This is a genomic window from Pseudomonas sp. FSL R10-0399 (assembly GCF_009600165.1).
Taxonomy (GTDB): domain Bacteria; phylum Pseudomonadota; class Gammaproteobacteria; order Pseudomonadales; family Pseudomonadaceae; genus Aquipseudomonas; species Aquipseudomonas helleri.
This window is the reverse complement of the sequence record NZ_WIWK01000027.1, coordinates 15,711-40,393: the sequence shown is the minus strand read 5'-3', so window position 1 is coordinate 40,393 and position 24,683 is coordinate 15,711. Positions and strand designations below refer to the sequence as shown.

The 24,683-nt window shown below is 55.1% G+C and carries 17 protein-coding genes and 1 pseudogene; 6 read left to right on the top strand and 12 right to left on the bottom strand.

Features of this window, described 5'->3' with window-relative positions; all coding sequences use genetic code 11:
* Positions 1–143: 143 nt before the first annotated feature.
* The 3 genes from GHO41_RS10470 to GHO41_RS10460 all read right to left on the bottom strand — a co-directional run bounded on the left by GHO41_RS10470 (position 144) and on the right by GHO41_RS10460 (position 2,842).
* A complete protein-coding gene (locus tag GHO41_RS10470; RefSeq protein ID WP_153425842.1) occupies positions 144–758 on the bottom strand; it encodes a recombinase family protein in 615 nt (204 codons plus the stop codon).
* Positions 759–1,149: 391 nt separating this feature from the next.
* Entirely contained in the window at positions 1,150–2,424 is a 1,275-nt protein-coding gene (gene umuC, locus GHO41_RS10465; protein WP_153433507.1) for a translesion error-prone DNA polymerase V subunit UmuC, read from the bottom strand.
* Positions 2,417–2,842 (bottom strand): LexA family transcriptional regulator, encoded by a 426-nt coding sequence (locus GHO41_RS10460; RefSeq protein WP_153433506.1) that lies wholly within the window; start codon positions 2,840–2,842, stop codon positions 2,417–2,419. The genes umuC and GHO41_RS10460 overlap by 8 nt, the downstream gene beginning before the upstream one ends.
* A 141-nt stretch (positions 2,843–2,983) precedes the next feature.
* Here GHO41_RS10460 and GHO41_RS10455 point away from each other — a divergent pair, with 141 nt between their 5' ends.
* Positions 2,984–3,652 carry an SOS response-associated peptidase gene (locus GHO41_RS10455; RefSeq protein WP_153433505.1) on the top strand — a complete coding sequence of 223 codons (669 nt, stop codon included), beginning with the start codon at positions 2,984–2,986 and terminating at the stop codon, positions 3,650–3,652.
* Positions 3,653–3,721: 69 nt separating this feature from the next.
* On the opposite strand, the gene GHO41_RS10450 is transcribed toward GHO41_RS10455, so the two are convergent.
* Positions 3,722–4,465, bottom strand: coding sequence for an abortive infection family protein (locus GHO41_RS10450; RefSeq protein ID WP_153433504.1), 744 nt, complete (start codon positions 4,463–4,465; stop codon positions 3,722–3,724).
* Positions 4,466–4,978: 513 nt separating this feature from the next.
* Here GHO41_RS10450 and GHO41_RS10445 point away from each other — a divergent pair.
* Both GHO41_RS10445 and GHO41_RS10440 read left to right on the top strand, forming a co-directional pair.
* Entirely contained in the window at positions 4,979–5,221 is a 243-nt protein-coding gene (locus tag GHO41_RS10445; RefSeq protein ID WP_153433503.1) for a hypothetical protein, read from the top strand.
* Positions 5,214–5,672, top strand: coding sequence for a hypothetical protein (locus tag GHO41_RS10440; RefSeq protein ID WP_153433502.1), 459 nt, complete (start codon positions 5,214–5,216; stop codon positions 5,670–5,672). Before GHO41_RS10445 ends, GHO41_RS10440 begins: the two co-directional genes overlap by 8 nt.
* A 128-nt stretch (positions 5,673–5,800) precedes the next feature.
* Here the strand turns inward: GHO41_RS10440 and rpoS are convergent, their stop codons facing one another.
* Positions 5,801–6,808 (bottom strand): RNA polymerase sigma factor RpoS, encoded by a 1,008-nt coding sequence (gene rpoS / locus GHO41_RS10435; protein WP_153433501.1) that lies wholly within the window; start codon positions 6,806–6,808, stop codon positions 5,801–5,803.
* A 105-nt stretch (positions 6,809–6,913) separates the two neighbouring features.
* A pseudogene (locus GHO41_RS10430) lies at positions 6,914–7,211 on the bottom strand (peptidoglycan DD-metalloendopeptidase family protein); the annotation flags it as partial.
* Between the two features lie 582 nt (positions 7,212–7,793).
* Here GHO41_RS10430 and GHO41_RS10425 point away from each other — a divergent pair.
* The 3 genes from GHO41_RS10425 (at position 7,794) to GHO41_RS10415 (ending at position 13,254) form a co-directional block, all read left to right on the top strand.
* Positions 7,794–9,326, top strand: a complete 1,533-nt coding sequence (locus GHO41_RS10425) for a site-specific DNA-methyltransferase (RefSeq protein WP_153433500.1) — start codon at positions 7,794–7,796, stop codon at positions 9,324–9,326.
* 9 nt (positions 9,327–9,335) lie between these two features.
* Positions 9,336–12,029, top strand: coding sequence for a DEAD/DEAH box helicase (locus tag GHO41_RS10420; protein WP_153433499.1), 2,694 nt, complete (start codon positions 9,336–9,338; stop codon positions 12,027–12,029).
* A 304-nt stretch (positions 12,030–12,333) separates the two neighbouring features.
* Positions 12,334–13,254 carry a restriction endonuclease gene (locus GHO41_RS10415; RefSeq protein ID WP_153433498.1) on the top strand — a complete coding sequence of 307 codons (921 nt, stop codon included), beginning with the start codon at positions 12,334–12,336 and terminating at the stop codon, positions 13,252–13,254.
* Between the two features lie 132 nt (positions 13,255–13,386).
* On the opposite strand, the gene GHO41_RS29785 is transcribed toward GHO41_RS10415, so the two are convergent.
* The 6 genes from GHO41_RS29785 to traI are packed head-to-tail and all read right to left on the bottom strand — an operon-like array spanning position 13,387 to position 24,640.
* Entirely contained in the window at positions 13,387–17,382 is a 3,996-nt protein-coding gene (locus GHO41_RS29785) for a zincin-like metallopeptidase domain-containing protein (protein ID WP_178126492.1), read from the bottom strand.
* A gap of 15 nt (positions 17,383–17,397) precedes the next feature.
* Positions 17,398–17,556 (bottom strand): hypothetical protein, encoded by a 159-nt coding sequence (locus GHO41_RS29780; protein WP_167380484.1) that lies wholly within the window; start codon positions 17,554–17,556, stop codon positions 17,398–17,400.
* A gap of 2 nt (positions 17,557–17,558) precedes the next feature.
* Entirely contained in the window at positions 17,559–19,646 is a 2,088-nt protein-coding gene (locus GHO41_RS10405; RefSeq protein ID WP_153433497.1) for a DNA topoisomerase 3, read from the bottom strand.
* 4 nt (positions 19,647–19,650) lie between these two features.
* Entirely contained in the window at positions 19,651–20,202 is a 552-nt protein-coding gene (gene traF, locus GHO41_RS10400) for a conjugative transfer signal peptidase TraF (protein WP_256678721.1), read from the bottom strand.
* Complete coding sequence (locus tag GHO41_RS10395) at positions 20,199–22,142, bottom strand: type IV secretory system conjugative DNA transfer family protein (protein ID WP_153433496.1); 1,944 nt, start codon at positions 22,140–22,142, stop codon at positions 20,199–20,201. The genes traF and GHO41_RS10395 overlap by 4 nt, the downstream gene beginning before the upstream one ends.
* Complete coding sequence (traI, locus tag GHO41_RS10390; RefSeq protein ID WP_153433522.1) at positions 22,139–24,640, bottom strand: TraI/MobA(P) family conjugative relaxase; 2,502 nt, start codon at positions 24,638–24,640, stop codon at positions 22,139–22,141. Before traI ends, GHO41_RS10395 begins: the two co-directional genes overlap by 4 nt.
* Positions 24,641–24,683 lie beyond the last annotated feature (43 nt).

Below are 24,683 nucleotides of genomic sequence, written 5' to 3'. Positions count from 1 at the left end.
CTACTACAAAAAAAACCAACTCTGTGTTTGTATCGTCTCTTTGGTAGCGCGCAATAATCGCACAGCATGGGAGTGAGGTGAATTAATTTGCGTCTTGAGCGTCCGGTTTTGGCCGTAGTGAGCCATTCGCCTCCAGGTCAAGATCAACCCCGTGAAAGCAACTTCAGGCCATCTGGACGCAACTCGCCCTTTGGCGAGACGTGCCGGTACAACGTCTGTCGAGTGACGCCGAGTTCCTCACACAGACCGCCAACCACGGTTTCCGGCTGCCCCATCGACGCCATGGCCAATCGCAGTTTCGCTGCGGTCATCTTGAACGGCCGCCCGCCGTTCCTGCCGCGAGCTCGTGCCGATGCCAATCCTGCCATCGTGCGCTCGGAAATCAGCTCCCGCTCGAACTCGGCCAGTGCCGCAAAAATGCCGAACACGAGTTTGCCGGCAGCGGTCGTCGTGTCGACCGCTGCGCCGTGACCGGTCAGGACCTTCAATCCCACGCTGCGGGCCGTCAGGTCGTGCACGGTGTTGATCAGATGGCGGAGATCGCGGCCGAGCCGATCGAGCTTCCACACGAGCAGCGTGTCGCCTTCACGGAGCGCCTTCAGGCAAGCAGCCAACCCTGGTCGATCATCGCGTCGGCCTGAAGCTAGATCCTCGTAGAGATGTGAAGGACTCACCCCAGCGCGGATCAGTGCATCGCGCTGCAGATCGGTGGATTGGGATCCGTCCGCTTTTGACACTCGCATATAGCCGATCAACATCTCTTCACCTGTCACATATACGTTCGATTATGTGACAGCTTGAGCCAGAAAGTTCAGGCCGTCAAAATTTGTCACTTAACCCGTCATCCAGTCTAAGACATGCAAAGGGTCAGACAGGCTCATAATGTGACAAGAATTCCGGGGAATCCGCTCGTTGGCAAATATGGCATTAAGTCTGCGTCGAAACCTGTGCTCCCTACCCACAAGATCCTCTGACTTGCAGTTAATGCTGGTTGGCGACGATGGAATGCTGGTCGGTGTGGATCAATGCAGGTTCATTCGCAGCTAACGCTGGTTTGCCGGGCCGGACAGTCGCAGTTAACCCTGGTCGAAAACGGCGCTGATTGCAGGTCGGGTCGTTTTCGAATGCAGGTCGCTACAACTAACGATTCTAACTGCGGACTTGCCATAACTGATCGAGCTTCGTCGTGTAACTCTGGCTCATGAGGCTCCGCCGCATCGCCCATTCTGGGCTCGTTGGGACGCTGGCCACCCGCAGAGTGCCGCGACCCCATCGATTGTTGATTTCATCCAATACCGACATAACCTTTGTCGAGTCGGTGGGCTGGGTACGTGCGAAAAGATCATCAGTGTATTCACCTGGCTGACATAGATTCAGCAGCATCACTTCGGCTTTGCTGTATCGGTAGCCTTGGCGATACACCCGCTCAACTGCCTTTGTAGCGGCTTTGGTGAGTATTCGAACATCGTCGGTAGGGTAGGGAAGATCAACGACGACGCTGTTCGCATATTGGGCTTCTGAAGCGTTGAACATTCCAGTACGGATACCGACGCGAACCTTTTTGCACAATGAATGCTGAGCCCGTAGCTTTTCGGATGCCCGCATCATGTAGGTGGCCACCGCCTCTTGAATCGCCGGTAACTCAGTCAAACGCTGGCCAAACGCTCTGCTGCAACATATTTCCTGTTTGGGAGGATTTGGCTCATCCAGCCCCAGGCACGACGTGCCGGACAACTCCCTTGCCGTTTTCTCAATCACCACGCTGAATTTCTTGCGCAGGGTCCACGGATCGGCTTTTGCCAGGTCCATCGCGGTTTTGATACCCATCGCATCCAGATGAGCTTTCATTCGCCGGCCGACTCCCCAAACTTCGGAAACATCGGTGTTGCGCAACACCCAGTCGCGCTTGAAGGTATCGCAAATATCGACAACCCCTCCCGTTTGCGCTTGCAGCCTTTTTGCCGTGTGGTTGGCCAACTTGGCCAGGGTTTTTGTGCGGGCAATGCCTACCCCAACAGGGATGCCGGTACAGCGAAGAACCTGAGTGCGGATTTTGCGGCCGAGCCCTTCCGGATTAGGCACGCCGCGCAGATCCGCGAATGATTCATCGATGCTGTAGACCTCAACGGCGGGCACCATCGATTCAATTACGCTCATGACCCGCTGGCTCATATCGCCATAAAGCGCGTAGTTGGAAGAGAAGGCCACGATGCCGTGGCGGCGCAGTTTGTCTTTGATTTGGAAATACGGCTCGCCCATCTTCACGAACGGCTTCGCATCGTAGCTACGGGCGATGACGCAACCATCGTTGTTACTGAGAACGACGACCGGAACCTTGGCCAAGTCAGGGCGAAACACACGCTCGCAGCTGGCATAAAAGCTGTTGCAGTCAATCAAGCCGAATACCGGCGGCAATTCAGACATGACTACGCACACTGCTGGTTATCACCCCCCAAATTGCCAATTCGTCCCCATCCATGACGTAGCGCGGCGGGTACTTGGGGTTTTCAGACAATAGGATTACGTCCTTGCCGCGCAGGCAGAGCCGTTTACACAACGGCTCGTTGTTCAACAGCGCGATAACAATGTGACCGTGCACGGCTTCTATGGATCGATCTACCACCGCCAGGTCACCGTCAAAAATTCCAGCACCCTGCATGCTATCCCCGCTTATCGACGCGAGATAAACGTGCGGCGCTCGGATGTTCAATACTTCATCGAGCGAGATTTGCTGCTCAATATGATCCGCTGCCGGCGACGGGAACCCAGCGGGTACGCGAAACGAACATAGAGGCAGGGGGACACCGCCTGCCGCGAGTGGACCCAGGATGGAATAGCTCATGACGCACCCTTCCCAATACTGTACAAATGTACAGTAAACTTTGTTAGTGCGATCCGGTCAATTTTTATCTAGCGGATGCAGATAAACGGGGCGCCCTGGAACGCGACGGCGGGGCAATCAGACCAATGACGGAGATGAGTAATGTGCAGCCATTATGAGGCCCCAAGCCCTGGGCAACTTGCCTTGGCGTTCGGCGTAGAGCCTGTAGAGCAAGCCAAATTGGACCTTTGGCCTGGTTACTTTGGTCCCTTTGTCCGGGGGATGGCTGGTCCGGACGATCCGGAGGACTCCCATTCTTTGCGGGAAGTGCTATCGGGCTCGTTTGGCCTGATACCTGGTTGGAGCAAAGATACGAAAATTGCACGGCGCTGCTACAACGCCCGGTCAGAAACAGCAGCTGTTAAACCGTCCTTTCGCAATGCTTGGAAGTACGATCAACATTGCATCATCCCGGCCGCCGCCATCTATGAGCCCGACTGGCGTAGCGGTAAAGCCATCGCAACCCGGATCACTCGCAGCGACGGCGAGCCTATGGGCATTGCGGGCTTGTGGGAGCGCTGGAGAAGCCCATCGGGCGAAGATGTTTTTAGCTATTCGATGCTAACGGTAAATGCGGATGACCACTTGTTCATGCGAAATTACCATCGAGCAGGCGACGAGAAACGTATGGTAGTGATACTGCCCAAGGGTCTCTATAACGATTGGTTAACCGCACCCGCGAGTGCGAGCATGGAATTTATGCGTCAATACCCGGCAGACCGGCTGGCCGTTGATAGCGGCTCGCCCGTGCCGGCGCCTAGCCAGCAGTAACGCCGGTACCGAAAAAACTTTGCCCTTAAGTGGAAAAAATTTCCCACCTGCCACCGGCGATGCCCCCTCTCAATCCACGTTCTTCGCCTCCCATGTGGCAAGCAGAAAAAGCGCAGTTGAGCCCGCTAGATTCACTGCGAGCTCTGCATGACGTGGGGCAGCCTTCACGCCGCCCTTTCCCTTTCCGTGGGCATCGCTTAGACGATTCCGAAGCGCACCTAAACCCTCGATAACTGCTGTGCAACCTCCAAGGATTTGCTTAAACACAACCTCTTCATGCTGCGCCCTCGTCAGATTTAGAAGCGTAGCTGTTTGCTTGTAGAGCTTGTTCAGATCAGGAGTCGTCTCATGGTCGCTTGTCCCAGCTTCGTCAAGTATGTGTTTGCATACCGACTCCAGGAGCGTTCGAGCCATTGTGATAGCTCCCTCTGGATCAATTGAACGCCGTTCAAGCGCTTTGGTCCATGCGATCCGAACGTGCTCAGCGTCAATGCGATCCAGCGCCTCTGAAACAACGATATCAGAAGGGTGCCCCCCCTCTGATTCAGCGAACTCAACGAGCGTCCTGAACTCTTCCCAGATGAACTTTCTACGCTCGGCGTAGCTTGGAAATTTTGGCTGGATGAACCCCCAAAACTGGTCCAAGTTCCGGTGACGACGAACCCACCCCGGAACCAGTGACGCTACACGAGGATCATCTAGCACGCTCTGTCTGTAAAGAGGGTAGTCCCGCTCATCATCGTTGTTCCCGTTCCCGGTGGCTCGATTGATGTAGATCGATTGCAAGCTGTCAACGTCATCAATGAGAGACATAGCCTTATCACACCCTCTCCGTCTGGTATACGTGGTGAGGCGAGGAGGGTATCAGGGAGCCCAGCACCGACGTTAGTTCCGATCAGTATTCGACCGAAAACAATGCCTGATGGACTGCGCCTGCCCCGTGCCGTCATTCCAGCCAGTGCCGCAGCAAGGCCCTGGCCAACTCGCGAAAGAATGCTCGCGCCGCTTGCTCGGCGAGCCATTGCCCAGCGGTTTTCCATCGTCCTGTCTTGCCCATCTGCTCACCTCATCATTGATTGCGATGAGCTACTGTCGCGTCACGACCGACGTGCCAGAAGCCCTGTAAGAAGCAATTTTGAGGCAGAAAAAACGGGCTATTTCGGGCGACTTTGCATGCTTTTCCCCTCGGCCCAAGTGTCGCTAAGTGTTCTGCGCAGAATACTTCCGCCAGGCGACGACGGGCAGAAAGACCCATGGGCTGGAGTCTAAACTGAATCGGTCGATGTGTTCGCAATCCACGTGTAGCGCTGAAAGGACTCCCACGACATGACCGATATCGAGCAAACCCCCGAGCAGCTTCAAACACGCATTTCCGAGTTGAAAGCGCAGTATCAGCAGTTGCAGGACAATTACGACGACGAAGTCCTCTTGTGCAATAGCCTGCTGCGCGCCCTGGTCAACGCTGACGCTGGCTTCTGTGAGACGCTGGTCACGCATGCCGATTGCTCGGCTGAGCGTAAGGCCGACGCGCTGGAGTACCTCGCCGATGTGCGCGCGGGGTATGGCTGAGTGGACTGCGCATACCGGCGTAATCGTTAAAGATTCGATCAAACAAAGCTCGCTCACGCGGGCTTTTTTATTGATGAAAAACTTCAGGATGGTCTGTTCAACGCAACGTATAACGAACAGAAAGGGAACCCTCCTGCAGGCCATTACGCTACGCTGGGCTGGCCATCAGGCACCATCACAAGCAGCAGGTATGCAGTTGCATGAAGCGATTGAGTTGAAAGAAGCGTACTCCGAGAGCAGCGCCAATACGGCGTCTCAAGAAGGCTGGAAATTATTGGCCGTTGCCCCAGGAGCCAATGGAGTGACCTACGTCTTTGGCAAACCCGCGCCTGAACCGAGGTGGATGTACCCGACTGTATTTCCTGATGCCACCAAGCTAACTTTAGCCCTTCTTCACACGACAAGCAGGTGGGCTTCTTATCCTCCTTCGTGCCCGTTCACTGCCGTGTAAGCAGCTCGTGTCTCATCGACTCAAACCCCTCCCTACAGAACGCCGCTTCCCCTATTTCGACGTAAGCGGCGTTTTATTAAGTGAAGAGCATGCGAACAGTCGGGGCTTTTTATGCTGAGCATGTCGTGCTACTGAAAAATCGACTCGCACGACAGGCCATTCTTCTCGAGAATCTCCCGAAGACGCTTCAGGCCTTCAACCTGAATCTGTCTGACCCGTTCCCGGGTCAGGCCAATTTCCAGGCCTACATCTTCAAGCGTGCTGCTCTCGTGTCCGCGCAGGCCGAAGCGGCGGATGACCACCTCACGTTGCTTGTCGGTCAGTTCAGAGAGCCATTGATCAATGCTCTGGGACAGGTCGTCGTCCTGCAATAGTTCGCATGGATCGGTTGGGCGGTCATCGGTAAGGGTGTCCAGCAGGGTTTTGTCCGAATCCGGGCCCAACGAGACGTCGACCGAAGATACCCGCTCGTTAAGGCCGAGCATGCGTTTGACCTCTGCCACTGGTTTTTCCAGCAGGTTGGCGATTTCTTCGGGTGAGGGTTCATGATCGAGTTTTTGCGTCAGTTCCCGTGCAGCCCGCAGGTAGACGTTAAGCTCCTTGACCACATGGATCGGCAACCGGATGGTCCGGGTCTGATTCATGATTGCGCGCTCGATGGTCTGACGAATCCACCAGGTCGCGTAAGTCGAAAAACGGAAGCCACGTTCAGGGTCGAACTTCTCTACCGCCCGGATCAGCCCGAGGTTGCCCTCTTCGATCAGGTCCAGCAGCGACAGGCCGCGATTGACGTAACGCCGGGCGATTTTCACCACCAGCCGCAGGTTACTTTCAATCATGCGTTTGCGCCCGGCCGGATCGCCACTTTGCGACAGGCGCGCAAAATGAACTTCTTCTTCGGGGGATAACAACGGGGAGAAGCCGATCTCATTGAGATACAGCTGCGTGGCATCGAGTGCCCGCGTGTAATCAATGTACTTGTGTTGCTTTAACGAGGCGGAGTGTTTGGATTTGGCACGAACGGAAGGTGGAGCAGCCCCTTCATCATTCAACATCGAATCCGTGGCGATGCCGGTCTCCATAAGGAGAACCTCATCGTCGATGTCAAACTCCGGCACTTCTTTACTGAGAGCCATTTTTTATTGTCCTTTGGTGAGTTCGACTCCAAGCTCAGCGGCGCCTTTATCCATGGCAACGCTGGAGCCCGCCCCCTCTACGTGACGGAACAGGCTCGATAGCGATCAACGACGCGGCAGGAGTCTTGCAGCGGATCTACAGGTTTACCCAGTCGGAGAATCTCAAAGTGCAGTTTCACCCGGTTTGTACCCGTGGATCCATTTCGGCAATTGTCTGTCCGACCTTGACCTGCTGCCCCTCCTGAACCAACAGCCTGCGGGTTATGTCCGTAGGCACTGACGTAGGTATCGCTGTGTTTGATGATGACTAATTCGCCGTAGCCCTAAGCCACTCCCGGCGTACCCCACCTAACGCAATTAAAGCAGGCTGTCTCAAATCACCGGCGATATCAATTCCTTTATTCCATCACTGTGTGATTTTTACGGTCTGAATCAGTCTGCCCTGCTGTGCTTTGCCAAAATCTTGTGAGAGGACGGCAGATGTGAATCCGCCTGCTCGGTCCGGCTGGACACGAGCCCCCCGGGGCGTTGTCTACCCTTTCCCGATGCGTGGTGTGACGCTCATTCCGCAGCCTTCGCTTCTCACCACAGGCCTACTTTTTAGTTACGTGCCCTATTTCACGCTGGAAGGTCTGGAAAAACGGTGGTGTGCCTCAGCCGGAAGTACTCGGCCGTAAAATCCGCAACCAGGTTTTTGCTGCGCCGGTATCCCGTTAGGGGATGGTTTTGGCAGCACGGAGACGTTGGCCGACAATCCAGCGAAACGAATGCAGGCGCAACGCCATTGTGCCTTATCCACTTGGATGAACGCATTCGTACTCCGGGACCGACGACAGCAACACGCGTCGCACCCGCGAGCATCGAGAACCCAGTGACTGTCCCACGCTTCAGGGGCAGATAGATCACGGACATTGCAAGCAGGTCTGTGGTGAGAAGCGAAGGCGGATACAATGCTCCTTTTTTGCGTCAGCAAGGCCAATGCAAAATGCCATTTATAGATTGGGTTAATAAAAACCAAGCCAAAGAAATCCCGCTTGAGGTGCCCTATCACCTACTGCAGCGTGAAAAAACCTACGGCGATACTCAGGCCGCCAGCGAGAATTTCATCATCCAAGGTGACAATCTCTTAGCCCTGAAATCGCTGATTCCATTCTACGCCGGTCAGGTGAAGTGCATTTTCATCGACCCTCCATACAACACCAAAAGCGCTTTCGAGCACTACGACGACAACCTAGAGCACAGTCAGTGGCTATCGATGATGTACCCCCGCCTTGTACTCCTACGCGAGCTGCTCGCCGAAGACGGTAGCATCTGGGTAACCATTGACGACAACGAAGCTCATTACCTCAAGGTTCTCATGGACGAAGTATTCGGTAGGAAAAACTTCGTTGCGACTTTCGCTTGGGAAAAAGATAAGGGTCGCCGGAACGATACAGATATTTCCAGCGCTCACGACCATGTCATTTTGTTTGCACGCCAGCGGGACGTGTGGAGCAAAACCAGAAATCTGCTCGACAGAACGCCGGAGCAGAACGCCAGGTATAAAAACCCAGACAAAGATCCAAGAGGCCCATGGTTACAGGGAGACAATGGAACTGCCAAAAGCGGGAGTGCCGCGCAGAGATACCCGATAACCCTGCCATCCGGGCGCGTAGTGACGCCCCCCTCAGGCAATTACTGGCGATTCTCACAGGAAAATTTGAAGCAAGCTCTCGCTGAAAGCCGCGTCTACTTTGGGAAGGATGGAGACCGCCTGCCGATTATCAAGCGTTATTTGACCGATGTTCAGGATGGGGTTGTCCCTCGAACTTGGTGGCCTGCCGAAGACGCGGGGTCCAACCAGTCTGCAAAGCGTGACCATCTGCGTAAACTTCTGCCAGAAATAGAGCCATTCTCTACACCTAAACCAGAAGAACTAATTCACTTAATATTCCGGATCGCTACTAATCCAGGCGACCTAGTATTGGATTCATTTCTGGGGTCTGGCACTTCTGCCGCAGTTGCTCACAAGACAGGTCGACGCTACATCGGCATCGAAATGGGAGAGCATGCCCGAACCCACTGCGTGCCACGCCTCGAAAAAGTCATCGAAGGCGAATTAGGTGGCATCAGTCACGCTGCCAACTGGAGCGGTGGTGGTGGCTTTTCCTTATTTACTCTAGGTGAAGCTGCCTTCGATGAGCAAGGCCAGCTCACCAGTTCTGTGCGCTTTGCCACTTTGGCGGCATACATCTGGCACCTTGAAATAGGAACCCCCGGCCAGCAGGATTTCAATTCCCCATTCATGGGCGAACATAACGGAACCAGCTACTTCCTCCTCTACAACGGCATCCTCGGTGACCGGCGCCCTGCAAGCGGTAATGTCCTAACAAGTGCAGTCGTTGCCATGTTGAGAGAGCTACAACCCAACCCAGGCCCCATTGTGGTCTATGGAGAAAATACCCGCCTAGGCTCAGCCCGCATGAATGCCGAAGACATCATCTTCAAGCAAATCCCCTACGACGTGAAGATGCGCTAAGAGCCGACCATGTTCAAACTGAAAAAGTACCAAAATGACGCCTTGGACGCTCTGGGCGAATTTTTTGATAGAGCTCGCAAGGTTTCTATCCAAGATGCCTACAAGGATGTACTGCAACGACAACAGCGCACTGAAGCTTACCAAGAGATTTTTTCGGACATTCCTAGCGTCTGCTTACGCGTCCCAACAGGTGGCGGCAAGACCCTACTGGCCGCTCACGCCGTAGCACTGGCCGGCAAGTCAGTTTTGGATAGCGATGCCCCTGTTGCACTGTGGCTCACCCCTTCGGATACCATCCGAACTCAGACGCTTGAAGCTCTCTCCAATGCCCGCCACCCATACCGGCAAGCCCTGGCCCACTATTTCGGTGACCGCATCCGCATCTGCGATCTCGAAAGCCTGCAGACAGTCGGCCCCCACGACATAGGTAAAGCCTGCATCGTCGTAGTGGCTACCATACAGGCGCTCAACGTCAGTGATACCAGCAAGCGGAACGTCTACTCATTTTTTGAAGAGCTGGGTGAACACTTCCGTGACTTACCTGCCTCACTGACATCCAACCTGGAAAAGGTGACTGAGGGCGATCTGCAAAGCCAGAAGTTCCTGACCTCCAAGGATATTGGCAGAGTTAAGTGGTCCGTTGCCAACTGGCTACACTTGCACCGCCCACTGGTCATCGTGGATGAAGCCCACAACAATCGCACCGACCGTTTCTTCAAAACGCTAGGCCGGTTGCACCCGAGCTGTGTCGTCGAAATGACTGCAACCCCAGTTCCGGGCAACAACGTGCTCTACCATGTGTCCGCCCAAGAGCTGCGTGCTGAGCAGATGATTAAGTTACCAATTGTTCTGGCCGAGCATCCAGAAGGATGGCGAGAGTGCCTACGAGACTCAATCCTGACGCGAGACAGTCTTGAACTCATCGCTCTAAAGGAAGACGACTACGTCCGCCCAATTGTGCTTATCCAAGCAATGCCCAAAGGTGGTGAGGCAACAGTCGACGTTGTGAAGCAGCATCTCATCGAGCAGGAAAATATCTCTCCCGAACAAATTGCAATTGCTACGGGAACCCAAAAAGAACTAAATGGAGTCGACCTGTTCGACCCGGACTGCAAGGTTCGATACATCATTACTATCGAGGCTTTGAAAGAAGGCTGGGACTGCTCCTTCGCCTATGTACTCTCCAGCCTGCAATCGGTGAGTTCCTCCAAAGATGTAGAGCAACTGCTAGGACGTGTACTCCGCATGCCATATGCAACGGATCGCAGCCAAGCGCCCCTCAACAAAGCCTACGCCCACATTGTGGCAACAAACTTTGCAGAAGCCGCCAGCAATCTACGGGATCGCTTAGTTCAGAACATGGGTTTTGAGCGTTTGGATACCGCCGGCATTATTGTGCCTCAGCAGTCCCTTCCCTTGGCTGGCGGATCAGGTGGTGCAGCGCAGAGTATCGGCCAGAACACAACTCCCTCAATACCGGATTGTCATGTCGAGTTGCCAGCAGTACCTGAAACTCATAATTGGCCGGAAGACTTGAAAGCCCAGGTTGAAATTCGCCCTACCTCGCAAGGCGCAACAGTGGTACTCAAAGGCAACGTGGACAACGAGATGCTGAAACAGGCAGAAACGTTCATCACCGCGTCCCTCCCCCCAAAAGCCAAAGAGAAGGTAGCCCAGCAATTTTCTGATCACCGGGCCGTTCGAAATGCCCTACGGGCCCCAGCACAGTTAGGCATCTTGTTCTCACCAATTCCCCAGCTGTGTCTAAAGCTAGATGGTTACCTTGAAATTGTGGAAAAGGACACACTTGCGGAACTAGGAGACTGGAACCTGCTGGACTACCCCGTGCAGCTTGCTGGCTTTAGCATCCACGAAACAGTGAATTCCTTCGAGATTGATGTGCAGGGGGAGAAGGTCAAGTTTCGGCATATTGACGCCCAGCAACTAAAGCTGAACGAGGTTGCGAGCCACATCAGCCCGCAAGACCTAGTGCGCTGGCTGGACATACAAGTGCGCAAACCCTTCCTGCCTCAGCCACAGGTACTGGCCTACCTGACAAAGATGCTTTCCTACCTCATGAGTGATATCGGCCTTAGCCTGACCGCACTGGTTCGTGCCAGATTCCAGCTGGCCGACGCCATCAAGGGGGAAATAGAGCGTCTGCGTAAGCAGGCTATGGAGAAAGGATTCCAAGGACGACTCTTTGAGATGTCCGTACCGACGCTGGAAGAAGTGGCGCAGTACAGCTTCTCGTTCGACGCTGGAAGGTATCCAGCCCGGAACATGTATCAAGGGAGCTACGAATTTAACAAACACTTCTACCCCGTTATTCATGACCTACGGGAAAAAACTCCTGCTGGCAACACCGCAGAGGAGTTCAGATGTGCAATGGCAATTGATGCTCATCCCAAGGTGAAGCACTGGGTTCGCAACATTGAGCGCCAGGAAAGCTGCTCATTCTGGTTGCCGACCGCATCTGACTACTTCTACCCAGACTTTGTAGCAGAGTTGGAAGATGGTCGCATCCTAGTTGTGGAGTACAAGGGTGAGCCCTACAAGACGAACGACGACTCCAAAGAGAAACAACAGGTTGGGCATCAGTGGGAAAAGTCTAGCAACGGCCTCTGTCTCTTTTTGTTTGCTGTTGAACGAGATGACCTGGGGCGGGATGTCTTCAAGCAGCTGGCAGACAAATTGCTATAGATAGATAACTCAAGTGGTATCAACTCGGCTGTCTACCCCAGTGGAAGATAGCCGTAGTTTCTAGTGATTGGATTGCCCGAGCTCTCCGGTATGGATTTCAATCTCAGGCGCGTACTTTTCTGACGTGGAAACCAGGGCTGACTTTTTCAACATAATCGGCCGTTTCGGCCTGTCGTCACCGATGGCAGTCGACCCCAAACGGCCTCTGACCACGCTCAGGAAGCCAAGGCCGATTCACCAAATACAAAACGATGCGCAACCTTTACCATTCGCGCACGCCGTCTACCTTGCGCTTGGAGTTGCAATGTCCGTCCCTACTTACGACCAGTTTATTGAGCCGATACTGCGCTACTTGGCAGCTTCACCCGCAGGCGCGGCAGCTCGTGACGCCCATGAAGCAGCTGCTGGAGCGCTAAACCTGTCGGAAATACAACGGCAGGAGCTGATTGCGAGCGGCCAGGCCATATACAAGAACCGTGCAGGCTGGGCCCATGACCGCCTCAAGCGCGCGGGCCTATCGACGAGCGCAAAGCGAGGCTATTGGAAACTAACCGATGCAGGCATCACCTATGCTGCACAGCATCCTTACCCCCTCACTGAAAATAAGGTAGAACAGCTTGCCATCGGCTTTATGGATGTAAAGCTCAAGGGTCCAACTGACGCCATCCCGCTCGACGGACAAGAGCAGATTGCTCCGATAGCAAGCTCAGCCACTGTCAGCCCAGATGATCGGCTGGAGCAGGCGTTGCGTGAGCTACGCCAAGCAACTGCAGCCGACCTACTGGACAACCTTCTGCAAGTCAGCCCTAATCGCTTCGAGGTCATAGTGCTGGATGTACTGCACAGCCTTGGCTACGGCGCTAGCCGCAATGACTTGCAGCGCGTAGGCGGTAGCGGAGATGGCGGAATCGATGGGGTGATCTCGCTTGACAAGCTCGGACTGGAAAAGGTCTACGTCCAAGCCAAGCGCTGGCAAGGCACGGTTGGCCGCCCTGAGTTGCAAGCCTTCTACGGCGCACTTGCCGGGCAAAAGGCCAAGCGCGGTGTATTTATTACCACCTCTGGCTTCACTGCCCAAGGTATCGACTTTGCCCGTTCAGTGGAGGGTATGGTGCTGGTTGATGGCAGTCGGCTTGTTAACCTGATGATGGATCACGAAGTTGGAGTAACGTCGCGACTGCTCAAGTTGCCGAAACTGGATAGCGACTACTTCGACGAAGAATGAGGCTATTAAGCTTGGGAGCAGGCGCTGATCGTTCATCGGGTTAACTTCCATTCATTTAGCGGCAAAAAAAGGCCAGGAATAACCCCGACCTTTTTCTATCGTCGCAGCGGCCTCTCTAACGGCAGGCGTTCATCAGATTTTGTTGACCTTCCTGTTCTGAAGCTTGGCGCCTTGCTGCTTGTCCTCGATGCCTTGGACGCGTTCCTGGGTCGGCTGTTGCACCTTGACCTGGTGCTGCTCGATGACCTTGGCAACGGCGTTATTCACCTGGCGTTCCAACCCCTCGCGCGCGAGTGAGCTTTTTGTTGCAAGGTCGTTGAAGTCGGTAAGCCGTTTCATTTTGTCCAGGGCTGCAAGCTGCGCATCGCTGAGCATTTCTGCTTTCAACTCTGCGGCTCGCTCAGATTGCGCAGGATCGCCGGCCGAAGGGCCATCTTGGCTAATCAACGCCTTGAGTTCTCCAGCGGCTTGCGTGTGCTTGCGATAAGCCTGTGGGGTGATTGCTGGCAGCGTGTCGGGGTAAACAACCTCTCCAGGTGCGAATGTAGGGAATATGGCTTTCCCTCCTACTGCCTTGGCTGCTTCAACGGCTTTCGTTCGGCCAGCATTAGTACCGTGGGTCATGACCTGGTGCCGATCGTCGTCGCCGGCGATGACGATCGGCTTATCAGGGAATTTCGCGTGCAATGCTTTCGCCACGGCCGGCAGGTTGCCGGAGTCGAAAGCGGCCACGGTTGCATGGCCGAGACTGGATGCCAGTGTGCTTGCTGTTGCATAGCCTTCGGCGATGACGATAACCGGTGCCGCTGCAAGAGCATCAAGGCCACCCAACGGGTGAAAACATCCCTCCTTCCGACCATCCTTGGCAAAGCGCTTGGTGCCGTCTTTCTGGATGTATTGGGCTGTCCACTGCTTGCCGTTTTCGTCTATGGCCGGAATCACTGTTTCTTTGCCGGCTTTGTCGGTTAGGACGCCAGACAAGGGCTGGATTCCTTTTGCACTCATGTACGGGGTCAGCTCGACCACGGGCACTAGGTTTTCCATGCTGCGAGTTACTTTCGCTGCCACGGCTTCATGCGTTTTGAGCAATGCGACTTCCCGGGCCTGTAGCTTGGTTGCAGCCTCGGCCTGCAAGGTTGCTTTTTGCTCGTCGGTAAGGGAATAGCCTTTGCTTTTCCACTTCATCTCGACGCCGGTTTTGTTGTTTATCAAAACGCCTGCGGGATGACCGTCTAAATGAGCAACATAGAAGCCGTCCGTTGCGCCTGTTCTGCCACCAACGACAGGAACACGGTGTTTTTTTCCATCCATGATGGGATGGTTATCTTTCCCTCCTGGAATTAGGCCCACGGCCTCCATAGAGCCAATGAACTCTTCACGTACATCCAGTGCCGGCGACTGTTCGTTGCTGACATTTTCAGGCTTCCAACGGGCCAGGGCGGCTGTATCTCCATCAGGGCCGATATACCAGGACTTCGCAGCCTTATCCCAAGCGGCTCCAGCGGCTTTTGCAGCCGATCTTTCGCCGTAGGGAACCGCCAGATACTCGCGTGCGGATTTAGGCGTGGATGCCGCTTGCGGGGCCTCTGTACGCTCTTGCGCGGTTTCCGCGGCTTCCACCTTCGGGGCCGGATTCAGCCAATGAGCGAACGCCTCTTTGTCGAGGTCGGCCGGGATGTACCAGGACTTTTCCTGCCGATCCCATTTGGCGCCCAGCTCCCTAGCCTGTTCCTTCTCCTTAAATGGAACATGAAAGTAGGTTCTGTCAGTGACCGGAGCCTGGTTGCTCTGCGCGGTCTGCTCTACTACGGCCTCGCTTTCTTTAGCCACCAAAACCGGGTGGTCGATGGCATTCGCCTCAACCTGGGCATAGCTATTGATCGCCGCCAGTCGGTCGGCCTGATTTTGTGCTTCTTCCTGGGTTTCGTAATCAGCCAACCAAACGGCCTTGCCTTCCTGGTCGCGGGCATACAGGCCGTAAAACTCCGGCGCCTCATCGCCTTCAACCATATGAACGCCTTCCTTGTCAGGATCTGTAGCAATACCCGCGACCTGAGTATCACCCGACCAATCAGCCGGCAATTCGTAGCCCAACGCTTGCCCACTGGTGACGCCAAGCAGGCGCCCAAAACTTGCCTTTAATTCAGGTTCCGGCTCGCTGCGTACATTGAGCAGTGCGGTCGCAACCATCTGCTCATTAGGGTTTAGTGGCATTGGCTCAGGCGCAACATTGACTCTTTCCTGCACCTGGTCGCGCTTCGCTACATCAGCGCGGCGGTGCTGTTCATCGGCAACGATTTCTTGCGCACGCTGGATTTGTTCGGCAACGGTGTCCACGTCATTAAACATCGCCTCCATCGCTTCTTCGCGCTGCGCCCAAAAAGCATTGTCGTTGGCCAGCGGGTGCATGGCGGCCAGCACCTGGTCAAAGACTTGCAACTGATCGTCAGTCATTCGTCGTGCTACTTGGTCAAGGTCTGCGCGCTCGATGGCACGCAACGCCCAGTCCTCGGCCTGAATGTTCGGGCGCTCTGGCTGTGCCGGGATCTGCATGCTTGCCCCCTGCTCGTTCGGCTCGTCCTTGAGCTTTTGAGGTTGTTGCGTTTGGCCCTGCGTCTGGATCTGCTGCTGCTCCAGGCCGAGAGCAAAGGTCTGGATTTTTTCTGCGTCAGAGGCCGCGCGGAAAATCTCCAGCGGGTCGTTCTGCAGAGCCTTAATCCAGGACTGAACATAGGATGCGTGCTGGCCTGGGTCATGCCCAATGCCCAGCTCATCACCGAGGATCATGCTTGCGATTTCAGCGCGCAATTCTTCTTTGGCGTACCCTTCCGACCCGAACGGATGTGACAAGTCCCGATCAAGGCGCGAGCCGTGGCCCGTCCAGTGGCCCAGCTCATGAAGCGCCGTTGCGTAGTAGTTATCGGCACCGGGAAATTGGGCCTTGTCTGGCAACTGAATGTTGTCAGTAGATGGCCTGTAATACGCCCTATCGCCACCGTGCCGAATATCAGCCCCGGAGGCTTGCAGGATCGTCTCTGCACGCTCCAGGGCATTCCACGTCTGGACTGGTTTTTGATAAATAGGCAAGCCGTCGATCTGTTCTGCGTTGAAGACGTTCGCCATGAACATTTTCGGCCGCTCCAGGCGCACGCGAACCTTGACCGGATCGCCCTTACCGTCCAGCACTGGCTTGTTGTTCTCGTCGCGCTTGGTTTGTTCTTCTTCAAACTTCCAGTACTGGATGGATGTGCTTTTTTCGCCCTTGCGTACTTGAGCGCCGGCTGCTTTGGCCTGGTTGAACGTCAACCAGCGCTGATCGTCGCGGCCCTGAGAAAGCAAATGAATGGCGTTGATACCCTTGTACCGTTTGCCGGTAGTAGGGTTGAAGGGCATCATGCCGCCGCCGTCTCCAGCCTTCCAGGGCATCTGCCAAGGGGCCGTGCCTTGCTTTAGCTGCTCGATCAGCTTTTCGGCCACGACTTCGTGGAAAGGTTTTTTAGCGTCCATGGTCTGTTCCCGCTTGAACTGGGCATGATCTGATTCGGGGAAATTTTGTTGCGACCGGCTGCGGTCGCGCATCCCTTCGGCAACCATCGTGGTGACGTTGATTAGGTCGCGGATCTGCATCGGGCGCGAGCGCTCGATGCAGGTTTCGCGAAAAGATCGGGTGCCCTCGATGACATTGCCGCGCGTCTGCGGCTCGATGGCTTCACACGCAAAGGCAAACACTTCCTCGGCTTTAAGCGAGTCGTCAGCCTCTGGATAGAGCTGAGCTACTTCGGCCCAAAGTTCGGACATGCCAGGTTCATTGCGGGACTCGATAATCCCGTCTAGGACTGCTCGCTTTTCGGCGGGGTTGAAGGTGTTGATCCCAAAGTGTCCAAGGACTTCGTGCCTAAGAGTTTCTTTAAACTCGTCTTCGTTACGAAAATTGGAAGTGGCGAAGTCTGCTTGTCGGCTTCCGGGACGAAATGAACCGAGGATTCCTCCAACGGCTTCTCTTGTGGCTTGCGGTCCATAAAGTTCCTCCTGGGTCGCTCTGAGCTTGTAGCTAATTGTGGACGCTACCGGGTAGGTAGCGCAGAACTCAATTACTAACGCCTTGGCATCATCGACGGATAACGTCATTGAATGTCGCCTCCGTTATTGGTCGTCGCTGCTGTCAGCGGCGTCCTCGACGCTCAAGGCGTCTTCCGTGAAACTGCCGGCCTGGTCGGCTTCGTCGGGGTCAAACTCGACCTCAAAACCAGGCACCATTGCGTCGGTCAGCTTTTCGTTAAGTGCTTCATTTTGGTCACTCATGGTCATGCTCCTTTCGCAACGGCGGGCTTGGCGATATTTGCCTTGGCCAGATTCGGTTTGCCTTTGAAATCGGGATAGCTAGCGGTGCAAGTCGGGTACCCGCTGCACGCCCAAAAATGAGTGTTGGGCTTCTTGCCATCGCGGCGAATCAGGCCCTTCTGGCATTGGCTGCATTTGTAAATGGTGGAAACTTTCGGCGCCTGCTTGGCTCCGGCGATCTTTACTGCGCCCTGGTTGGCTTTAGCTACCTGGTCGCGGATAAGCGTTTCTTGCTTATCCATGAATGCCTGCATATCACCGCCGCCCTGCTCGATGGCGAGCAACATGCGCTCATACATCGCGGTCAGCACTGGGCTTTTCACAACTTCTGGCAAAGCGTCGATCATGCTGCGGCCCAGCTCGGTACTGACCAGGGCCTTGCCCTTGTCGGCCAGGAAGTTGCGGCGTTTCAATTCTTCGATGATTGAAGCGCGAGTAGCTGAGGTGCCAATGCCATCACCGTCGCGGAGCATTTTTTTATGCTCTTTGTCGTCCACGTACTTGTGGATGTTCTCCATCGCCTGGGTCAAAGAGCCTTCGGTGAATCGGGCCGGTGGCTTGGTCTTGGAGTCGCGGCGCATAGCTTTGAGGCAAGCGGTCTGATCGCCAGTTTTCATACTCGGCAGGCTTTGCGACCCGGCGTCTTCGCCATCGCCTTCGCCTTCCTCGGAGTCGTTGGAAGCGTCAACGCCGAAAGCGTCTTTCCAGCCGTTTTTTGTTACCACGTTACCGTGAGCAAAAAACTGTTCGCCGGAAACGTCCAGCTCGACAGCGGTATTCAGATACTCATGGACGGGGTAAAACTGAGCCAAGTAGTAACGAACGATGAGGTTATGAATGGCTCGTTCTTCACTGCTGAGCTTAGACGCATCACCTGCCTGAACGGTTGGAATGATGCCGTGGTGCGCAGTGATTTTTGCGTCGTTCCAGGTCTTGGATTTGATTTTTGGGTTGGCCCCGTCAATCAGATTTTCCAGCTCTGGCACTACCCCTTTGAGCGCTTCCAGGATGGCCGGCGCATCAGCAAATTGCGACTCGGGCAAATAGGCGCAATCAGTACGCGGGTAGGACGTGAGCTTGTGAGTTTCATACAACGACTGGCAGGTGGCCAAAACTGTAGCGGCGCTGTAGCCAAAGTGTTTGGACGCCAGAACGGTAACGTCTGTAAGCGACAGTGATTTTGGCTGTGCTTTCGTCTTCGGCTCTTGCTTGTAGCTTGTGATTTTGCCGGTCTGGCCGGACAACGATTTGACCAGGGCATCTGCTACAGCGGTATTGGTCAAGCGACCTTCTTCGTCCAAACCTTCCTGATCTTCGCGCGGCCTCCAGTCGGCCAGAAACTGACCGCCTTCGTGCTTGAAGGCTGCACGGATTCCGTGAAACGGAATCGCCTTGAAGCCTTCAATCAGACGGTCACGCATAACAACCAAATTCAAGGTCGGTGTTTGTACTCGACCGACTGTCAGCAGTGCCCGCGAGCCGCCTCGGATCGCGCGCAGCGTGAATGCACGACTAAGGTTCATCCCAATCAGCCAGTCAGCGCGTCCGCGCGCTTCCGCTGCATCTGCGAAGCCCGCATATGCCTTGTTGTCTTTGAGGGAGTCCAGGCCCCGGCGCACGGACACTGAATCAAGCGCACTGCACCAATAACGCATCACTGGTTTGTTGTTGCCGAACAGCAGTCTTACCGGCTGATCGACAAGCAGTTGCCCTTCCCTGTCCGGGTCGCCGGCATGAACAATTTGATCGGCTTTCGCGTAGAGCTTGGCAACAATGTCCAATTGCTCCTGGGCGTCGTCGCGCGGGTTGTATTGCCATTCTTCCGGGATAATTGGCAGGTCTTCGATACGCCAGATTTTTTTCCCATTCTCCGCGCGCGGTGCGTCTGCGGCAGTGTAAGTATCTGGGTCGGCCTGCTCCAGCATGTGCCCGAAAAACCAGGTCACTATGTCAGAACCGCACTCGATGTAGCCCCTGCCCTTCCCGGTCTGGCCCAACTCGGCGGCGATTGCTTTTGCTACGGATGGTTTTTCTGCAATGAATAGACGCATAGGGTCATTCTCCTTTCCAGGTCAGTACAGGCCGAATCACCGACGTGACCTGGCTGCGAGTAATCGGGCCGAAATAACGGCCATCGAAGGATGTAGGGCTGCTATCTGACATAAGCAAAAGCTCTGAGGCGCCCAGCGTGTAACGCTCCGAGGAAAGCTGTGGCAGTGGACGGCCTACACCGTCTTCGGCTACAGGTTTGCTGTAGGGAAGGACTTCACCGTTGACCGTCACGCCCTGCGGTGTCACCGCGATGGTGTCGCCTTTAGCAGCTAAAATTTTCTTCATCAGGTGGCCGAAGTTTCCAGGGCAAAAACCGGCGTCGATATATCCCCGCTCTTTGGCGTCCACAAAGACTTTCCGCTCTGGCGGGCAGAACATCACATAAGCGCCTTTAGTGATTGGCGCGTCAGTAATCCAGTACAAGCCAAGCTCTAGGCTCTTACTCGTATTGAATCGACCACCTGCTGCGTAAATGCCGCCTGCGACTACCCCCACGCCAATACTTGCAGCGAGGGTGATACCTGCGACGATCCGAAGGCCCTTGCGCATAGTCATATGGCAATGGCCTCCTTAGCCGTTGGTTCGTTTTGCAGGCGCAGCCTGTCGGTGTCCTTTGGTTCCTCGACGGCCGCGCGTGCGGTAAATGTCGGGTCTTGGAAGTACAAAGGCTGTTCGCCATAAATGGCCGGGAAGCCTGCGACGTAAACGACCATATCCCCCGCCTGGGTAATCTGGCCTTCCGAGTCTTTTTTAGGGCCAGGCATGCGCAAGCATTCATCATCGGTCAGCAAGGGCCGCTGGACTTCTTGCATCGTCCTGGATACTTGCCCCATGAACACACCAGCGCGCTTGCCGCTGGTAGTGATTTGCTCCTTCACGACCGTAGTAACGCCGGTCAGCTTGGAAAGGTGCTGTGCGGTTTCGATCCGGTTGGGTGGATAGGCATTCTGTACGTGGCAGTTTGAGGTAATCGTTTCGTCAGGGCCGTAGCCTGTTTCGCGGCTCTTGAGCTGGTTAATATCCTGGCAAATCAGATAGAACTTGATCCCGTAACCAGCAACGAAAGCCAGCGACTCTTGCAGGATTTCCAGCTTCCCGAGGCTTGGGAATTCGTCAATCATGCCAAGCAGGCGATGTTTGTAATTCTTCTTGGAACGAACGTAGGAAAGGGCCTGCTGTTTGAATCCCAGTCGATCTAGGAAGCGAGGCCAGGCCGGCATTTCTGCCTTGACGCGCTCAAATTCCATTTTGTCTGCAAGCAAGCGAACAATCATGTTGACCAAGACGCGCACCAGTGGCCGCAACCGAGCCTTGTCGTTTGGCTGGGTAACAATGTACAGGCTTACCGGGCTGTCATGGTTCATCAAGTCTTTGATGCGCCACTGCGACTTGCTGACGTTACGCGCTACAACTGGATCACGATAAAGGGCCAGATACGATTTCGCGGTAGACAGAACCGAGCCGGCTTCTTCTTCCGGCCTATCCATCATGTCGCGTCCAGCCGATCCAATGACCGGATGATTCTCGCCATTGACGTGACTGTACTGCGTCATTTCCATCCATAGTTCGCCAACGTCCCTGTTGGGATCGGCAAGCATGGTATCGACGTAGGGAAGCGTAGCCGGGGTGCCTTCGTGCTTTGCCTTGTACAGAACGTGCAGAATCATGCCGACCAGGAGGGCTTGCGATGTTTTCTGCCAGTGAGATTCAAGGCCCTTGCCGTCTGGATCGACAATGAGGGTTGCCAAGTTTTGAACGTCGCCAACCTCGTACTCGGTTTCAAGGCGAATTTCATCAAGCGGGTTCCAGTATGCGCAACCAGTCAGGCTCGCCGGCTCAAAGCGAATAACCTTGTTGCCGGCATGTTCCTTTCGCCAGCCGGCCGTCATGGCCCATAGTTCGCCTTTAAGGTCAGTGACAACGCAACTGTGGGGCCATGAAAGGAGTGTCGGAACAACCAGGCCGACACCTTTACCCGAACGAGTCGGGGCATAGCATAGGACGTGTTCAGGGCCATTGTGACGCAGATACTGGAGCTTGCCGGACTTGTCACGCCAGGCTCCAACATAGACGCCACCATCGCGGCCATCGTTGCCCAATAAACTAGCGTCCTCAATGTCCTTTTTGTCAGCCCAGCGAGCCGAACCGTGTAGGTGTTCGTTAGCTTTGGATGAGTTTGAGGCGATTACCTTTGCGGCTGCGGTGACGATCAACCCCCCGGCCGCGACCAGCGTGCCGACACTGCCGGCTGCGGTCAGCGCATCGGGATAAATGCCGTTCCACTTGTGCCACCAATCAAAAATCGCCCAAGGCACATACAGGTGGTTGTAGTTCGCACCAAGAATCGCTTGGTACTCAAATTTCCATGCAAAAAATTGGGTAGCGGCCGCCGATCCGGCGACAAAACTTGCAAGGCCAAGGGCGGGTACAACCTTACTTTTCCCTGGCTTCTTGCCTCTGGTTTGCGGCCCAACCGCATTATTGGCTTTACTCATCTGCTCCTTCCTTTCTTCGTAACTGCGCCCTTGTCATTCAAGGTGACTGCATCACCCAACGAAAAACGCTTGATACGGCGGGCGGTGGCCGCATCGACTGGCAACACAATGATTTCTTCGTCGCGCTTCAAAAGAGCCAGGGTTTCCCCTTCTATTTGCCGGGTTCCGGCAAACAAAGCGGCGCCTTTATCGTCCTGAGTATAACGCCTGTGATTCGGTATATCGAATACTTTAGCCCGTTTTGAGGTGCGTTCCGCAATGTATTTATCCGCTGCTGACTTCGGCTGAGCCGGCATGGTTATCTCAGGCGCAGGCTTTGGCATCGGTGGCCGTGGCATTCCTGGAACGCTGATAGGGCCATCTACGGGCAGCTCGCGAATCTTGGACATAGGCTGCAACCGTCCTCGCAACATGGCCGGTGGCTTGCCACCGACCGGGATAACGCCAGGCTTGTTGGTTGCACCAGGGCCACGCGGGTTTTTCCCTACCCTTCTTCCTGCCCCAGAAACACCCCGTCGCATGCCTCCAGCATGTTCGGCTCCTTCGTGCTGCACGTTATGAGGAACATCACGCGGCAATAGCACTTCACTTCTTTCGGGGAGGCGAACCACACCGAGTTGGGACAGCTCTCGCAGACCGTTCCCGGACAAGGCCGGCGGCTTGGGTCCAACCCCTCCAAGACCGGACTTATTTGTTTGTCCTGGTCCTCGTCGAACTCCGGTTCTGGCGGTTCTTCCGCCACGCTTTGTTCTAGATCCGCCATCACTGCTGCTAGCTGATCTTCTTCGCTCATCGGCACTTCGGTTTGGTCTACTTGATCGGTCATTGCCGCTCTCCTTACTTGTTAAACGCACCAGCTCTTGGCGCCGCGCTTCCAGCGCAGCGTCATTGAAGGTGATGTTGAGGTTTGAAGTCGCCGCGACACGGGCAATCTTCTCTTTGAATTCATCACTGCCGTTGACGGCGATGTTCTGGCCGTAACGGTGAACAGCCATGCGCAATACGGCCTCCAACCCAGCGCGATTAGAGCCGCGCGCCACCTGGAGCGCTTCGCCATCGTCTCGAATGGCAGAGCCAGCAAAGCGGTGAATTACCGTGCCGTCTTTGGTAACGCTGTCCACCTTTAAAGGCATAGGACTTGAGCGCCTTACAGGGCCACTACCGGCAACGGTGTCGCCGGCGCGGGGCTTGGCAGGTTTGCGCGCGCGAAGTGCCTTCAGCGCCTGCTGATCCCCTTCCGTGGCCTTTGCCTGGAGCCAATCAGCCCATGCTCTTTTTGAAAACTCGCCGTGGATAGATTGCCGCTCGGCCAGGTACTGGGTATTGGCTTTCTGGATCTCGGCATGAAGGGCTTTGCTGACCAGGGCGTATAAGAGCTTTTTGTTGACGCCGGGGCCGCTGAGCATTTTTATCGCTGCGCGCTTGAGTCGGCCGGTGCCCTTGGCGGCCTCCACAGCCTTGTCCTTGCGATTCTTTGCGGCACCCCACGCCGTGGCGCGAGCATGAACCTTGATACACTGCTCGGCCTTATAGCGGGCATACAGCTCGGTTGTCGCCGTACTGCCAGCACTATGAATCGGCCGCCCTTCGTAACGCTTGCCAGGCTCGCCCTCGATTGCCCCCAGTTGCGACAGAGTGCTAAGCCGACCTTTACGCATGGGAGGTGGCTTACCACCTACCGCCACAACAGGGGGAGCTTTACGGTTATGCAAACCCGGGCCGCGCTTTGCGGACGCCTTCTTTTTGGTGTTCCCTTCAAATGCCCCTAGACGCTTTTCAAGGCTCGGCTTTGACAGATTTCGGGAAACGGAACTGGCCTTTACCCCTACTCCGCGGCCATCCGTGATTACCAGACCGTTGCCGCGCTCTTGCAACTCCAGACCGTTCTTGCGCATAACTTCATGCAAGTCATTCCAGGTATGGGCCTGAGTCAGTTGGTCTGCGCATTCACGCTTGATCCAGCCCAACAAACTTTCGATACCGGCGTGCTGCTCCATATCGTCAGCGCCGTTTTCACTGCCGCGCTTTCGGCCTTTCTGGTTGGTTAGCTGCATTCCGTGTTCACGCTCAAGAACAGCGCACATATCGCTACGAACTTTGTAGTCCCGATATGGCTCATGGGTTGTGTGCCGCTCGGGGTGGATTTTATTGATCGCGATATGGATATGGAGATTGTCAGTGTCGTGATGCACGGCACTGACCCGCTGATGTTCTCCGAAGCCAATAGCCGCACACATGCGGTCTTCAATATCGCGAAGAACTTCGGCCGATGGCTGTTCGCCAGGAGCGAAGGAAATCAGCAGGTGATAGGTCTTGTCGCCTTCGGCGCGTTGGTTGCATTGCTGAACAGCCAGCGCCTCAGCTACAGCCCATTCCAGCGTTTCGTTCTGAAAGTTAGTGAGGCGAATCTCACCAACACGCTCTTGCTTCTCCTGGGAATTGGAGATGTATTTCACCAAATTCCCGAAGCTGCTAAGGCGCGCTTCCTTCATTGGCATTTTCCGGGAAATCACGAAAACACTCGCGCGATTTTAGCGGCTA

Excerpts from the sequence above, each read along its gene's own strand:
- GHO41_RS10470 (WP_153425842.1), bottom strand. The coding sequence starts at position 758 with ATGTTGATCGGCTATATGCGAGTGTCAAAAGCGGACGGATCCCAATCC.
- umuC (WP_153433507.1), bottom strand. The coding sequence starts at position 2,424 with ATGTCTGAATTGCCGCCGGTATTCGGCTTGATTGACTGCAACAGCTTT.
- GHO41_RS10460 (WP_153433506.1), bottom strand. The coding sequence starts at position 2,842 with ATGAGCTATTCCATCCTGGGTCCACTCGCGGCAGGCGGTGTCCCCCTG.
- GHO41_RS10455 (WP_153433505.1), top strand. The coding sequence starts at position 2,984 with ATGTGCAGCCATTATGAGGCCCCAAGCCCTGGGCAACTTGCCTTGGCG.
- GHO41_RS10450 (WP_153433504.1), bottom strand. The coding sequence starts at position 4,465 with ATGTCTCTCATTGATGACGTTGACAGCTTGCAATCGATCTACATCAAT.
- GHO41_RS10445 (WP_153433503.1), top strand. The coding sequence starts at position 4,979 with ATGACCGATATCGAGCAAACCCCCGAGCAGCTTCAAACACGCATTTCC.
- GHO41_RS10440 (WP_153433502.1), top strand. The coding sequence starts at position 5,214 with ATGGCTGAGTGGACTGCGCATACCGGCGTAATCGTTAAAGATTCGATC.
- rpoS (WP_153433501.1), bottom strand. The coding sequence starts at position 6,808 with ATGGCTCTCAGTAAAGAAGTGCCGGAGTTTGACATCGACGATGAGGTT.
- GHO41_RS10425 (WP_153433500.1), top strand. The coding sequence starts at position 7,794 with ATGCCATTTATAGATTGGGTTAATAAAAACCAAGCCAAAGAAATCCCG.
- GHO41_RS10420 (WP_153433499.1), top strand. The coding sequence starts at position 9,336 with ATGTTCAAACTGAAAAAGTACCAAAATGACGCCTTGGACGCTCTGGGC.
- GHO41_RS10415 (WP_153433498.1), top strand. The coding sequence starts at position 12,334 with ATGTCCGTCCCTACTTACGACCAGTTTATTGAGCCGATACTGCGCTAC.
- GHO41_RS29785 (WP_178126492.1), bottom strand. The coding sequence starts at position 17,382 with ATGACGTTATCCGTCGATGATGCCAAGGCGTTAGTAATTGAGTTCTGC.
- GHO41_RS29780 (WP_167380484.1), bottom strand. The coding sequence starts at position 17,556 with ATGAGTGACCAAAATGAAGCACTTAACGAAAAGCTGACCGACGCAATG.
- GHO41_RS10405 (WP_153433497.1), bottom strand. The coding sequence starts at position 19,646 with ATGCGTCTATTCATTGCAGAAAAACCATCCGTAGCAAAAGCAATCGCC.
- traF (WP_256678721.1), bottom strand. The coding sequence starts at position 20,202 with ATGACTATGCGCAAGGGCCTTCGGATCGTCGCAGGTATCACCCTCGCT.
- GHO41_RS10395 (WP_153433496.1), bottom strand. The coding sequence starts at position 22,142 with ATGAGTAAAGCCAATAATGCGGTTGGGCCGCAAACCAGAGGCAAGAAG.
- traI (WP_153433522.1), bottom strand. The coding sequence starts at position 24,640 with ATGCCAATGAAGGAAGCGCGCCTTAGCAGCTTCGGGAATTTGGTGAAA.